The organism is Streptomyces sp. NRRL S-340, assembly GCF_000720185.1.
In the GTDB taxonomy this organism is placed as follows: domain Bacteria; phylum Actinomycetota; class Actinomycetes; order Streptomycetales; family Streptomycetaceae; genus Streptomyces.
Genome location: NZ_JOIY01000004.1, coordinates 322,449 through 336,777 on the forward strand (window position 1 = coordinate 322,449; position 14,329 = coordinate 336,777).

General features: G+C 71.6%; 9 protein-coding genes. 5 read left to right on the plus strand and 4 right to left on the minus strand.

The features are described from left to right. Positions 1-162: 162 nt before the first annotated feature. From IG64_RS04660 to IG64_RS04670, 3 genes are all read right to left on the minus strand, one after another. Positions 163-1,785 (minus strand): peptide ABC transporter substrate-binding protein, encoded by a 1,623-nt coding sequence (locus IG64_RS04660; RefSeq protein ID WP_037852180.1) that lies wholly within the window; start codon positions 1,783-1,785, stop codon positions 163-165. A gap of 608 nt (positions 1,786-2,393) precedes the next feature. Further along, complete coding sequence (gene typA, locus IG64_RS04665; protein WP_037852181.1) at positions 2,394-4,301, minus strand: translational GTPase TypA; 1,908 nt, start codon at positions 4,299-4,301, stop codon at positions 2,394-2,396. Positions 4,302-4,534: 233 nt separating this feature from the next. Then, positions 4,535-6,793, minus strand: coding sequence for an ABC transporter family substrate-binding protein (locus IG64_RS04670; RefSeq protein WP_037852183.1), 2,259 nt, complete (start codon positions 6,791-6,793; stop codon positions 4,535-4,537). A 388-nt stretch (positions 6,794-7,181) separates the two neighbouring features. On the opposite strand from IG64_RS04670, the gene IG64_RS04675 reads away from it, so the two are divergent. Genes IG64_RS04675 through IG64_RS04690 form a run of 4 tightly spaced genes read left to right on the plus strand, consistent with a single transcriptional unit; the run spans position 7,182 to position 11,063 of the window. Beyond that, on the plus strand, positions 7,182-7,469 hold the full coding sequence (locus IG64_RS04675; RefSeq protein WP_037852185.1) for a hypothetical protein: 288 nt from the start codon (positions 7,182-7,184) through the stop codon (positions 7,467-7,469). 18 nt (positions 7,470-7,487) lie between these two features. After that, entirely contained in the window at positions 7,488-8,324 is an 837-nt protein-coding gene (locus tag IG64_RS04680; RefSeq protein WP_037852187.1) for a hypothetical protein, read from the plus strand. 40 nt (positions 8,325-8,364) lie between these two features. Then, positions 8,365-10,296, plus strand: coding sequence for a fumarate reductase/succinate dehydrogenase flavoprotein subunit (locus IG64_RS04685; protein WP_037852189.1), 1,932 nt, complete (start codon positions 8,365-8,367; stop codon positions 10,294-10,296). Then, positions 10,293-11,063 (plus strand): succinate dehydrogenase/fumarate reductase iron-sulfur subunit, encoded by a 771-nt coding sequence (locus IG64_RS04690; RefSeq protein ID WP_037852190.1) that lies wholly within the window; start codon positions 10,293-10,295, stop codon positions 11,061-11,063. The genes IG64_RS04685 and IG64_RS04690 overlap by 4 nt, the downstream gene beginning before the upstream one ends. Positions 11,064-11,138: 75 nt before the next feature. Here IG64_RS04690 and IG64_RS04695 read toward each other — a convergent pair whose 3' ends face one another. Further along, the gene (locus IG64_RS04695; RefSeq protein ID WP_234438381.1) at positions 11,139-12,407 is read right to left on the minus strand and encodes a hypothetical protein; all 1,269 of its coding nucleotides are present in this window, start codon (positions 12,405-12,407) and stop codon (positions 11,139-11,141) included. 219 nt (positions 12,408-12,626) lie between these two features. Here IG64_RS04695 and IG64_RS04700 point away from each other — a divergent pair, with 219 nt between their 5' ends. Then, positions 12,627-14,144, plus strand: a complete 1,518-nt coding sequence (locus tag IG64_RS04700) for a hypothetical protein (RefSeq protein WP_199811505.1) — start codon at positions 12,627-12,629, stop codon at positions 14,142-14,144. Positions 14,145-14,329 lie beyond the last annotated feature (185 nt).

Consider the following 14,329-nt stretch of genomic DNA (forward strand, 5'->3'; position numbering starts at 1 on the left):
GCCTCCATGTCAGTCACAGCGGCAGGCCCTTTTCGCCCCGTACGAGCGGCTTCCCGAAGAATTCCGTACGTACGAGGCGAAAAGGGCCCCCCGGCCGTTCGTCGGCCGCTTCCGTGCCGCACCCCTGAAGGGTGCGGCACGGCACGCGCTGTTCGTCAGCGGTTACTTCTTGACCTGAACGCCGGTCAGGATCGGGTCACCGTCCTGGGCGTACTTGACGCCCGAGACCTTCTCCGAGTAGCCCGCGTTGACCTTGTAGTACCAGAGCGGGATGCTCGGCATGTAGTTCGGCAGTTCCTTCTCGACCTGCTGGTAGAGCTTCTCCGACTCGTCCAGCGTCTTGGCCGCGTCCGCCTTGGCGATGAGGTCGTCGACCTCCTTGCTCTTGAACCCACCCTGGTTGCCGTCGGCCTGGGAGCCGAACAGGTCGCGGATGAAGTTCGAGATGAAGGGGTAGTCGAGCACCCAGCCGGAGCGGTAGAGGGACTTGACCTGCTTGTTGTCACGGGCGTTGGTGTCGGCCTGGAAGTCGGCCTTCGAGTCGCCCGTGCACGCCACGCCGGTGGCCTTGGTGATGGAGCCGCAGACGGCCTCCACCCACTCCTTGTGACCGCCGTCCGCGTTGTACTGGATGGAGATCTTGTTGCCCGGGACGCCGCCACCCTGCTGGATGAGCTGCTTGGCCTTGGCCGGGTCGTACTTGGTGATGTCACCGGCGGCGTTCGGCTGGTAGCCCAGGACGCCCTTGGCGACCCAGCCGGTGGCCGGCTCACGGGTGCCCTGCAGGACGGTCTTGGTGATGGTGTCGCGGTCGATCGCCATCGACAGGCCCTGGAGGACCTTCGGGTTGACCTTCTTCCACTGCGGGGAGTAGAAGGCCACGGCGATGGTCTGGATGGCCGAGTACGACTCGTCCACGGCGCGGTCGCCGAGGTCCTGCTTGTAGACCGGCAGGTCACGCGGGGCGACCTGGCGCATCACGTCGAGGTTGCCGGACTTGAGGTCCTGGTACGCCGTCTCGAGCTTGGCGTAGTTCTTGAAGACCACACCGCCGTTCTTGGCGGCGTTCGGACCCTTGTAGTCGTCGTACTTGGCGACCTCGATCGACTGCTTGTGCTTCCAGCTGACGAACTTGTACGGGCCGTTGCCGACCGGGTGCTCGCCCGCCGCGGTCGGGTCCTTGTAGAAGGACTCCGGCAGCGGGTCGAAGACCTCGTAGCCGAGCTTGTAGACGAAGTACGGGATCGGCTTCGACAGGGTGATGGTGAAGGTGTTGTCGTCGACGACCTTCAGGCCGGACATCTTGTCCGACTTCGGCTTGCCGCTGGCCGGGGCGACGTCCTCGTAGCCCTGGATGTCGGCGAACCAGGCGCTGTTGGTCTGCTTGTTGGCCGGGTTGGCGGCCCAGTTCCACGCCTTGACGTAGGACGTGGAGGTGACCGGGGTGCCGTCGTGGAACTTCCAGCCCGGCTTCAGCTTGACCGTGAAGGTCTTGTTGTCCTTGGTGTCGACCGACTGGGCGTTGACCATGACGATCTTGCCGCTGGAGTCGTAGTCGACGAGCCCGGAGAAGAGCGACTTGATGACGATGCTGCCGTTGGACTCCATGGTGTTCGCCGGCTGCAGCGGGTGCTGCGGCTCGCCCACCTCGACGGAGAACTTTCCGTTGGGGTCGACCGCGGCCTTGCTGTCGCTGCCCTTGCCACCGCCGCCACCGCAGGCCGTCGCACCCAGCGCCACAACCGCGGCTATCGCAACCCACTTGGCGCTCTTGGCACCACGCATGGGGCTCCTCCTCATGAGTCCATTGGTTCACCGCATGGAGGGGCACTTGACGCATCACCGTTACCGGTGCCTGAAATGCTCAGGTGCCCCCTGGCTCGTGAGTCGGCGCCGCCAGCAGCGCGTGACCCGTTGATCCGAGCTCTACGCGCCTAACTATCTGCCATCCGAACCGTACCGAACCACACCTTCCAGGTCTCGGTTCGATCACACCTGCCGTGTACTTCTTCCAAAATCCGGACAAAGGGTTTGGTGAAAGATCCCTGCGAAACGGACTTGTTACACAACTATCGGGCGCGACTGTCCGAATAGCGGACAGGAGGGCCGGAAAAACCCGTTGCGCTGGACGGCGGCGCGAGCATCTGGAGGGCGGTCCGGGACCGGTGCGCGGAACAGACCGGCACGAGGACCCGACAAGCCGTAGATTCCGGTCACTCTAACAATGGCGCGAACCGTACAGGTGTCACCGAGCGTGCTGATACGCGGTTGTAGGGAAAACCCTGTACGGACCTGACACCGCGGCGCCCGGGGAACGCGCGGGCCCGCCCGGCATGCTGCCGGGCGGGCCCTGGTGCGCTGTGCGTCCGCGGCCGTCAGGGGCCCGGCCGGACTCAGCCGTGCTTGGCCCTGCTGGCCGCGCGGGCGCGCTCGCGGGCATCCAGGTTCACCTTGCGGATGCGGACCGCCTCCGGGGTCACCTCGACGCACTCGTCGTCGCGGCAGAACTCCAGGGACTGCTCCAGGGAGAGCTTGCGCGGCGGGACGATCGACTCGGTCACGTCGGCCGTCGAGGACCGCATGTTGGTGAGCTTCTTCTCCTTGGTGATGTTGACGTCCATGTCGTCGGCGCGGGAGTTCTCGCCGACGATCATGCCCTCGTACACCTCGGTGCCCGGCTCCACGAAGAGCACGCCGCGCTCCTGCAGGTTCGTCATCGCGAAGGCGGTGACGGCGCCGGCACGGTCGGCGACCAGCGAACCGTTGTTACGGGTCGTCAGCGTGCCGAACCAGGGCTCGAAGCCCTCGTGGATGGAGTGGCCGATGCCGGTGCCGCGGGTCTGGGTCAGGAACTCGGTGCGGAAGCCGATCAGACCGCGGGAGGGGACCACGAACTCCATGCGGACCCAGCCCGAGCCGTGGTTGGACATGTTGTCCATGCGGCCCTTGCGCACGCCCATGAGCTGCGTGACCGCGCCCATGTGCTCCTCGGGCACGTCGACCGTCATGCGCTCGACCGGCTCGTAGGTCTTGCCGTCGACCTCCTTGGTGACGACCTGCGGCTTGCCCACGGTCAGCTCGTAGCCCTCGCGGCGCATGGTCTCCACCAGGATGGCGAGCGCCAGCTCACCGCGGCCCTGGACCTCCCAGGCGTCCGGGCGGTCGGTGTCCAGCACGCGCAGCGAGACGTTGCCGATCAGCTCGCGGTCGAGACGGTCCTTGACCTGGCGGGCGGTGACCTTGCGGTCCTTGACGGCCGCCTTCGCGTCGGCGCCCTTGCCGGTGCCGCCGCGGCCGACCAGCGGGGAGGTGTTGGTGCCGATGGTCATGGAGATCGCGGGCTCGTCGACCGTGATCAGCGGCAGCGGGACCGGGTTCTCCGGGTCGGCGAGGGTCTCGCCGATCATGATGTCCGGGATGCCCGCGACGGCGCAGATGTCACCGGGGCCGGCCTTCTCGGCGGGCTTGCGGGTGAGCGCCTCGGTCATCATCAGCTCGGAGATCCGTACGTTCTGCACGGAGCCGTCGCGCTTGATCCACGCGACCGTCTGGCCCTTGCGCAGTTCGCCCTGCTCCACGCGCAGCAGCGCGATACGGCCGAGGAAGTTGTCCGCGTCCAGGTTGGTGACGTGGGCCTGCAGCGGCAGGTCCTCGTCGTAGGTCGGCGCCGGGATGTGCTCCAGGATGGCGGAGAAGAACGGCTCCAGGCTGTCGGAGTCGGCCGGGACCGTGCCGTTGTCCGGCTTGGTCAGCGAGGCGACGCCGTCACGGCCGCAGGCGTAGACGATCGGGAACTCGATCTGCTCCTCGTCGGCGTCCAGGTCGAGGAAGAGGTCGTACGTCTCGTTGACGACCTCGTCGATCCTGGAGTCCGGGCGGTCCGTCTTGTTGATGCACAGGATGACGGGCAGGCGCTGTTGGAGCGCCTTGCGCAGCACGAAGCGGGTCTGCGGCAGCGGGCCCTCGGAGGCGTCGACCAGCAGCACGACACCGTCGACCATCGACAGACCGCGCTCGACCTCGCCGCCGAAGTCGGCGTGGCCGGGGGTGTCGATGATGTTGATCGTGATGGGGTCCCCGCCGTCCTTGGGGTGGTACTTCACCGCCGTGTTCTTGGCGAGGATCGTGATGCCCTTCTCACGCTCCAGGTCGTTCGAGTCCATCATGCGGTCGTCGACGGAGTCGAGCTGGTGGGCGGCGAAGGCACCGGCCTGCTTCAGCATGCCGTCGACGATGGTCGTCTTGCCGTGGTCGACGTGAGCGACGATGGCTACGTTTCGAATGTCGTGGCGCGTGGCCATATTGAGGCGTACTCCCGGAGTGTGCGGACGGCTGCGCGTACGTCCTCGGTACGCGCGCCCTGCCGGGCTGAACACGCCACGGCCTCACCCCATGGTACGGGTGCGCCGCCGCGGGGGCCTGCGGGGCCGTCCGGCCCCGGCCACGGACCCGGCTGCGGCCCTGGTCCCGGCCCCGCCGGGGCCCGGCCGCCGCCCGCGTTCCGGCCCGTTCGGGCTCCGGTGGCGGCGCCGGGCTACGACGACGCGCTCGCCGTGGCCCCGGCGGCGCCCTTGCGCAGGAATCCCATGTCCTCGTAGACCGGCGTCTGGAATCCGAAGGCGCCCACGTTGGCCAGGGTGTCGCGGACCGCGACGAGCTGCGGCCGCTGGTAGAGGGGGATGGACCCGGCGCTCGCCCAGATCCGCGCGTCCGCCTTGCGGACCAGGTCGCGCTGCTCGCCCTCGTCCAGGGTGGCGACGGCCTCGGCGAAGAGCTGGTCGACCTGGTCGGTGCCGACGCGGGTGTAGTTCTGCTGGACGTTCAGCGAGCCGTCGGCGGCCGGGACGGGCTTGGCGTAGACCGGGCGGGCGTCGGTGGCCGGGTAGGCGGTGGCCGGCCAGGAGTACAGGGCGAGGTCGTACTGGCCGGCGGCGATGTGGTCGCGGAAGTAGCTGTCGTCGGGGACCTTGGTGACGTCGGTGGCGATGCCGACCTTCTCCAGCATGGCCGTGATCCGGTCGGCGACCTTGCGCAGCGTCTCGGAGCCGGGCCCGGAGGGCAGCACGAAGCGGAGGGTGAGCGGCTTGCCGTCCTTGGCCAGCGGCCCGGCGACGGCACCGGCCGGCGCGGCGGTGCCCCGGGGGGCGTACGCGCCCGGCGCACCGCCCTGGGTCAGCTGTTCGCGGGCGTAGTGCCTGCCGTCCTGGGCGAGCTGCCGGGAACCGCCGCCGTCCCCGGCGTGGTCCTTGGCGCTCTCCTGGTCGCTGCCGCCGTCGGACCCCCGGTGACCACCGTCCGCGTGGCCCTTGCCGTCCCCGTTGGCCTCGATGTCGTCGTTCACGCCGACGATGTAGGTGCCGTCGCCGTCGCCCGCGCCGTCCGGCGACCCGCTCGCGCCCCTGTGGCCCTCGGCGCCGGCCGCCTTGTCGCCCTTCTTGCGCTCCTTGCCCTGGCCCGGCACCCAGCCGGCGTCGGCGAGCAGTGCCTTGGCCTGGGCGGTGTCCTGGCCGCCGAGCGCGTCGCTGTTGTCGGCGTAGTCGGCCTGGCCGGACAGGGCGAGGTGGCTGCCGACGGGGGTCGCGGGCAGGCCGAGCGGCTTGAGCACGATCTCGGCGAGTTCCTTGCGGTCCAGGGCGTGCGCCACCGCGTGCCGGACGCGTTCGTCGGCGAGCGGGCCGCCCGCTCCGTTCAGGGCGAGCTGGGTGAAGGCCGGCTCCAGCGACTTGCGCACCCGCACGCCGCGCAGCGCCTCCTGCTGTTTCAGGTAGGTGGTGAGCGTGCCGCGGCCCTTCTCCAGGGCGCGGCGCTCGCGGCCGGCGGCCTTCTCGTCGGAACCGTGCACGAGCGCCCAGGAGCGCAGGGCCTTGGCCGCGGTGCGCCCGCCGCCCCCGAGGAAGGGGGAGCTGCCGTGGGCGCCGTCGGCGAGGGTGATCCGGTCGGCGTCGGCGGGGTCGATGTCGGCCACGTCCACGGTGCCGTCGGCGAGCGCCGCGGCCCGCTTGTCGCGCGCCACCGCGTGCAGCACGATCTCGTTCAGCTTGGCCGGGTGGCCCCACCAGCGCGGATTGCGGGCGAGGACGACGTCCTTCTCCTTGGTGTCGATCTTCCGCACGGTGAACGGGCCGGCGCTGACCTTGAGCTTCTTGCGCGCGCCGTCGTTGAAGTCGTTCGCGGTGCCGGTGACGTCCTTGGGGTAGAGCGGCGAGAACAGCGACTTCCAGTCCCCGTAGGGGCGGGCGAAGGTGACGCGGACCTCCAGGTCGTTGGCGCCGCGCTCGACCTTCTCGATGCGGTCGTAGCCGGCGTTGCGCGCGGTCCAGTACGCGGAGTCCTTGCCGGACAGGGCGCGCCACTGGGCGGCGAAGTCGGCGGCGCCGATCTGGCGGCCGTCGCTCCAGACGGCCTGCTGGCTGAGCCGGTAGACGACGACCTGCTTGGGCTCGGTCTCCACCACCCGGGCGGAGTCGAGGTAGTCGGCGTCGCGCTGCGGGCGGCCGGCGGCGTCGATGCGGAACATGGCGGGCAGGACGGCCTGGGCGATCCGGGTGGTGCCCGCGTCCGCGTCCGCCTGGAAGGTGTTCAGCGTCTCCGGCATCGCATCCACGGCCCAGCGCAGGGTGCCTCCGTCGGCGACCTGGGCGCGGGCCGCGGGGGCGATGTCCTGCGCGGCCAGGGGCTTGCTGCCCTCGTCGTCGGAGCCGCAGCCGGCCAGCAGGGGCACCGTGAGGGCGCCTGCGGCCAGGAAGGCGGCCGAGCGCATGACCGCGCGGGGCCCGACACCGTCGTACGACATCTGTGCTACCTCCGGGGAGCCGCTTCCCGCCGGTGGGCACGGGTGGCGGCACAGGTGGGGAGGCGGGCGGAACATATGTGGGGCTTTCTTGGTCTGCGTACTGCTTGTTCACGTTTGGCGGTATTTTGGAGCTGATCAGATCTATGGCCCCACTGAAGAGGAAAGGGTTCGTCTGCCGGAGGCGACACGGCGGCGGGGGGCCGGAAGGTCACCCGTGCGGAGCAATGCGCCCCGGCGCACACAGAGCGCGTACGAGCGTGCGCGGGAAAGCCGCGATCCGCCGATCGCTGCACATCCCTTCCCACCGGCAGGTGTGACGCGCGACACTCGCAGGCGCATGAACGTCGCCGTCCAGGGCCCTCGCGGCCCGTGGAAGTGAGGTCACGTCATGTCCGTGTCCGACGACCTGACGTCCGTACAGCACACCCTCGACGACCTGCTGCGGTCGGTTGCCCGGCTGGAGCACCAGCTCGGCGGCACGCTGGAGATACGCCGCGTGCGCACCGACGCCGACCACCTGCGCGAGAGCGTCGCCCTGCTGCGCGAGGCCACCCGGAGCCCCGCCGCGGCCCAGCGCCCCGCCCTCGTCACCATCTCCGACACGCCCTACGACATCTCCCTGTGGACGGACTCGGACGACGAGGGACTCGGCGCCCGCGACCGCCACGCCCCCTGACCCGACCGGAGTCCTTACGTGGCCACTGGTACGGAACCTCCCGGCACGGCCCCCCGTCCCGCGCGCGGCGGCGTCCGGTCCCCGGCGCGCGCCGCGATCGCCGCCGGGCACCTGCGGACCGACCGCTGGTGGCTGGCCCCGGCGGTCACCGCCGCGGGCCTGCTGGCCTTCGTCGCGTACTCGACCTGGCGGGCCTTCGCGAACGCCGACTACTACGCGGCCCCCTACGTCTCGCCGTTCTACTCGCCCTGCCTGGCGGAGAACTGCCGGACCATGCGGATGGGCCCCAACGCCGACGTCTTCGGCAGCTGGTGGGCGATCTCCCCGGCGATCATCATCCTGATCTTCCCGCTGGGCTTCCGCCTGACCTGCTACTACTACCGCAAGGCGTACTACCGCAGCTTCTGGGCCTCCCCGCCGGCCTGCGCGGTCGCCGAACCGCACGGCCGGTACTCGGGCGAGACCCGCTTCCCGCTGATCCTGCAGAACGTCCACCGGTACTTCTTCTACGCCGCGCTGCTCGTCGCCGGCGTGCTGACCTACGACACGGTGCTGGCCTTCCGCGACACCCACTACCGCTGGGGCCACATGGGCCTCGGCACCCTGGTCTTCCTCGTCAACATCGGGCTGATCTGGGCGTACACGCTCTCCTGTCACTCCTGCCGGCACATCGTCGGCGGCAAGCTCAAGCACTTCTCGAAGCACCCGGTGCGCTACCGGGCCTGGCGTGCGGTCGGCCGGCTCAACGCCCGCCACATGCAGCTGGCCTGGGCGTCGCTGATCAGCGTGGCGCTCGCCGACTTCTACGTCTATCTCGTCGCGTCCGGGGTGTTCGACGATCCGCGCTTCTTCTAGCGCCCCACCAGTTCGTCCAGTGATCTACGAGTGAGGACTGATGTCCGTGGTCGACCGGCAGGAGTGGGACGTCGTCGTGGTGGGCGCGGGCGGCGCCGGACTGCGCGCCGCCATCGAGGCCCGCGAGCGCGGGGCGCGCACGGCGGTGATCTGCAAGTCGCTGTTCGGCAAGGCGCACACGGTGATGGCCGAGGGCGGCATCGCCGCGGCCATGGGCAACGCGAACCCGCACGACGACTGGCAGGTCCACTTCCGCGACACGCTGCGCGGCGGGAAGTTCCTCAACCAGTGGCGGATGGCCGAGCTGCACGCCCGGGAGGCACCCGAGCGGGTGTGGGAGCTGGAGACCTGGGGCGCGCTGTTCGACCGTACGAAGGACGGGAAGATCTCACAGCGCAACTTCGGCGGTCACGAGTACCCCCGCCTCGCGCACGTCGGCGACCGCACCGGCCTCGAACTGATCCGCACCCTCCAGCAGAAGATCGTCTCCCTCCAGCAGGAGGACCACCGCGAGACCGGGGACTACGAGGCGCGGCTGAAGGTCTTCCAGGAGTGCACGGTCACCCGCGTGCTGAAGGACGGCGGGCGGGTGGGCGGCGTCTTCGCCTACGAACGCGAGAGCGGCCGTTTCTTCGTGCTGGAGGCGCCCGCGGTGGTGATCGCCACCGGCGGCATCGGCAAGTCCTTCAAGGTCACCTCGAACTCCTGGGAGTACACCGGCGACGGGCACGCGCTAGCGCTGCTGGCCGGGGCGCCGCTGGTCAACATGGAGTTCGTGCAGTTCCACCCCACCGGCATGATCTGGCCGCCGTCGGTGAAGGGCATCCTCGTCACCGAGTCGGTGCGCGGCGACGGCGGGGTGCTGCGCAACTCCGAGGGCAAGCGGTTCATGTTCGACTACGTCCCCGACGTCTTCAAGGAGAAGTACGCCGAGACCGAGGACGAGGCCGACCGCTGGTACGACGACCCCGACCACAACCGCCGGCCGCCCGAGCTGCTGCCCCGCGACGAGGTGGCCCGCGCGATCAACTCCGAGGTGAAGGAGGGCCGCGGCTCCCCGCACGGCGGCGTGTTCCTGGACGTCTCCACCCGGATGCCGGCCGAGACCGTCCGCCGCCGGCTGCCCTCGATGTACCACCAGTTCAAGGAACTCGCCGACGTGGACATCACCGCCGAGGCGATGGAGGTCGGGCCGACCTGCCACTACGTGATGGGCGGCGTCGCGGTCGACTCGGACACGGCGGCCGCCCGCGGGGTGCCGGGCCTGTTCGCGGCCGGCGAGGCGGCCGGCGGCATGCACGGCTCCAACCGGCTCGGCGGCAACTCACTGTCCGACCTGCTGGTCTTCGGCCGCCGGGCCGGCCGGCACGCCGCCGAGTATGCCCAGGGCCTGGCCCACGACCGCCCGCCCGTGCCGGACACCCAGGTGGACGCGGCGGCGGCGGAGGCACTGCGCCCGTTCTCGGCGGAGGCGAACGCGGCGGACGGACCGCCGGAGAACCCGTACACCCTCCACCAGGAACTCCAGCAGACCATGAACGACCTGGTCGGCATCATCCGCCGGGAGGCCGAGATGGAGCAGGCGCTGCACAAGCTGGCCGAGCTGCGCGTCCGCGCGCGCCGGGCCGGGGTCGAGGGCCACCGGCAGTTCAATCCGGGCTGGCACCTGGCCCTGGACCTGCGGAACATGCTGCTGGTCAGCGAGTGCGTGGCCCGGGCGGCGCTGGAGCGCACCGAGTCGCGCGGCGGCCACACCCGCGAGGACCACCCGTCGATGGACCGCGCCTGGCGGCGGACCAACCTGCTGTGCCGGCTCAGCGACCCCACCGGCGGCCTGGCGGCCACCGACCCGGTGCGCGGCCAGATCACGCTGACCCGCGAGACCACCGCCCCCATCCGCCCGGACCTGCTCGCCCTGTTCGAGAAGGAAGAGCTGGTCAAGTACCTCACCGAAGAGGAGCTGTCGCAATGAGCGGCTACGAGGCCCGCTTCCGGGTGTGGCGGGGTGACGCGAGCGGGGGCGGCCTGAAGGACTTCACGGTCGAGGTCAACGACGGCGAGGTGGTGCTCGACATCATCCACCGCATCCAGGCCACCCGGGCACCCGACCTCGCCGTGCGCTGGAACTGCAAGGCGGGCAAGTGCGGGTCGTGCTCGGCGGAGATCAACGGACGTCCGCGCCTGATGTGCATGACCCGCATGTCGGTCTTCACCCGGGACGAGACGGTCACCGTCACACCGCTGCGCGCCTTCCCGGTCATCCGCGACCTGGTCACGGACGTCGGCTTCAACTACGCCAAGGCCCGCGAGGTCCCCGCCTTCGTCCCGCCGCCCGGTCTGGCGCCCGGCGAGTACCGCATGATGCAGGAGGACGTGGACCGGCCGCAGGAGTTCCGCAAGTGCATCGAGTGCTTCCTGTGCCAGGACGTCTGCCACGTCGTGCGCGACCACGAGGACAACAAGCCGGCGTACGCCGGGCCGCGCTTCCTGATGCGGATCGCCGAGCTGGACATGCACCCCCTGGACGCGGCGGACCAGGCGGGCCTGGACCGCAAGCGCACGGCCCAGGACGACCACGGCCTCGGCTACTGCAACATCACCAAGTGCTGCACGGAGGTGTGCCCGGAGGGCATCCGCATCACCGACAACGCCCTGATCCCCCTGAAGGAACGCGCGGCGGACCGCAAGTACGACCCGCTGGTCTGGCTGGGCTCGAAGATCAGGCGGCGCTCGCCGTGACGGTGTCGGCGCTCGCCGTGACGGTGGCGGCGCTCGCCGTGACGGTGGCGTCCACGCGGCGGTGAGGGCCGCGGGTCACACCCAGTCGTTCCGGTACGCGCTCCAGTCCGCCTCCGTCGCGGCGAAGTCGACGTACAGCGCGACGCCGAAGCGCACGCGGTCCGGGTCAGTACGGGACAGGCCGAGGCGGACGCCCCGGACGGCGGCGGGCACCGTCTCGGCGTGCGCCCAGTGGCCGAACCGGTTCTCGTGGTAGAAGGGCAGGCCCATCAGCAGGTCGGTGGTGGCCGGGGTGACCTCCAGGGCGAGGGACGTCTGCTGGGCGACGTAACCGCCGTACAGGCTCTGCAACGGCTGCATGGTGTCGTACGACATCACGGCGATCTGGTCGACCCGGCGCGCGACCTCCCCGAAGTACGCCTGCGACCACCACTTGGGGTGGTTGGTCAGGGTGCCCCAGAGGGAGTGGAAGGCGGGGAGCGGGTCGATCTGGTGTGCGGCGACCGACAGGACGGCGCCGTGCGCGCGGGTGACGGCGCGCAGGTCGTCGAGGAGGCCGAGGTAGTTCCGGTCGCCGGAGTGCAGCGGCTCCAGGTCGAAGTGGGCGCCCTCGAACCCGGCGGCCAGGACCGCACGGGTGGAGGCGACCACGGCGGCGCGTGTCCGGGCCCGCTCCAGGCGCAGCCCGTCCGGGCTCTCGGTGGCCAGCACGTCCCCCAGCCAGGCCTGCACCCGCACGCCGGGCAGCGCCCGGTGCACGGCCGCCACCAGCCGTCCGGCGTCGCGGTACGCCGACGCCGGCAGGGTGCCGTCGTGCTCCAGCGGACCCGCGTGCACGTACAGGTCCCGGATCCCGGTCCCGCGCAGCCGCGCGGCGAGGGCCGCGACATCGGCGTCCTTCTTCCGCCCGTCCACCCAGGCGTGTCCGAGCCAGATCGCGTCCTGGCCCCTGGTCCGCGTGCCGTCGGCCGGTTCGCCGGTGTAGTTGACCCGCAGGGCGGTCTCGGCGGCGAGGAGGGGCAGGACCAGCAGGAGGACGAGGAGGGGGACCAGGCGACGGGGGCGGAGGAGGCGGCGGGCGCCGGACACGCGGGGGGTCCGGGCGCCGAAGAGGCGGCCGGGGCCGGGCACGGGCGCTCGGTCCGCGCCGGTGTCCTGGGCGTCCTCGGCGGCACCGGCCCGCCGGCGCCGCTCGGCCGCGGCGCCCGTGCCCCCGCCGGCCTCGGTGACCTCCTCGGCCTCGCTGGCCTCGGTCTCCTCGGCCTGGAGTTTCCTGCCGCTCGCGGCCTCCTCGCCGCTTGTGCCGCCTTCGCCTCTGCCGTCTTCGCTTCCGCTGTTCTCCATGCCGCTGTCCCGGCCCCTCACTGTCGTCGCGTCGCATCCGCCCCACCAGTGCCGCAGTCCCGGTCGCGGGCCCGCACCGGCGGTCATACGCTCCGAGACGTGACGTCCTCCCTGCCCCGCGCGGTCCGGCCGCGCCGCGCCCGGCCGCACTGGTGCGTGCGGGCGGCGCGGGCCGCGCTGGGCGGCGCGGTGGGGATCGCCTGGCTGGCGCTTCCGGTGATGACGATCAACAGCGGTACGGCGGTTGCAGCGGAGGCACTCCCCCGCGCCGGCCCGGTCGCCGCCGGTACCGCCGCACCCCCGCAGGACGAGACGTCGGGCGCCGACCTCGTCCTGCCGCTCGTCGCGGTGGGCGCGGCGGCGGTGGGCGCGGGGTACGGGTACGTGCGGCGCACCCGGCGGGCGAGGACACGGACGACACCGGGCGGCGGAGGCGCGGACGCGTCCCCGCCGCCTGCGGATCCGCTCTCCGGCGGCCGGATCGCCGGCCTCGACGGACTCGACGGACCGGGCGAACTCGACGCACGGGCCCGGCAGTCGCTGGTCCTGGCCGACGACTGCCTGCGCACCAGCCGGGAGGAACTGGGCTTCGCCGAGGCGGCCCGCGGCGGCGCGGACGTGGCGCCCTTCGCCGGGGCGGTCCGCGAGGCGGAGCGGGAACTGGCGGTGGCTTTCGGACTGCGGCTGCGCTACGACGCGGGCGACCCGGCGGACCCGTCCGCCCGGCGGCAGGTACTGGCCGGCGTGATCGGCCGCTGTGAGGAGGCCGGGCGGCTGCTGGACGCGGCGGCGGACGCTTTCGACGACGTGCGCGCACTGGACCGGGGAGTCGGCCGGGCGGTGGAGGTGGCGGAGACCCGTTTCCGGGCGCTGGCGGCGCGGACGCCGGCGGCGGAGGCCGTCCTGGCCGGCCTCGCACGGCGCTACGCCCCCTCGGCGTCGGACCAGGTGACGGGGTACACGGAACAGGCCAAGGACCGTCTGATGTTCGCGACGGTCCACCTCAACCAGGCGCGCCAGCGGGCGGACCTGGGCGAGACCGGCCGCGCCGCGGCTCATCTGCGGGCGGCCGAGGGCGCGGTGGCGCAGGCGGCCGTCCTCCTCGACGGCGTCGAACGCCTCGCCGCCGAGCTGGACGAGGCCGCGTCGATGGTGCCGGCCGCGCTGAGCGGGGCGGAGGCGGAGCGGGCGGGGGCGCGGAGCCGGCTCACGGGCGTGCCGGCCGGTGAGATCCGCTCCCGCGTCCTGCACGCGGACGCCGTCCTGGCCTCCGTACGGCAGGAATTGACCTCGGGCCGGCGCCACGACCCGCTGGACGTCCTGCGCCGGGTCGTCACGGCAACGGCTCCCCTGGACGCGGGGCGCACGGGAGTGCTCTCCGCCGCGGCCCTGCTCATCGCCCGCAGCGCGACCGCTGCGGCGGCGGACTTCGTCACGACGCACCGGGGAGCGGTGGGCGCCGCGGCCCGCACCCTGCTGGCCGGGGCGGAACGCCTCCTGGACTCGGACGACCCCGTCGGCCACCTGCGCGCCGACGCCCTCGCCCGCGAGGCCCGGGACCGTGCGGAGCAGGACGTCCGCACGCACGGAAACCCGTACACGGAGGCGGACGCCGACACCCCCGGCACGGCCGCCGCCGTCCTGGGCGGCCTCCTCCTCACTCCCTCCCCCACGGCCCCGCCCCCGCACTTCGGCGGCCCCCGCACGAGGGCGCGCCGGGTCGCCTCGCGCTCCTGACACCCCGTTACCCCATTTGTATGATGATGGGATCTTGACGCGAGCCGACCCTGCGGAAGGGGTCGGCGGACGGGGGGCGGTGCAGCGTGATCGAGCCGGGGGAGATTCCGCAGTTCACGGGTGATCTGGGGCTGCTGGAGAAGGCGTGCGGGGATCTGCGGGCGGATGCGGGTGGTGTGCGGGAT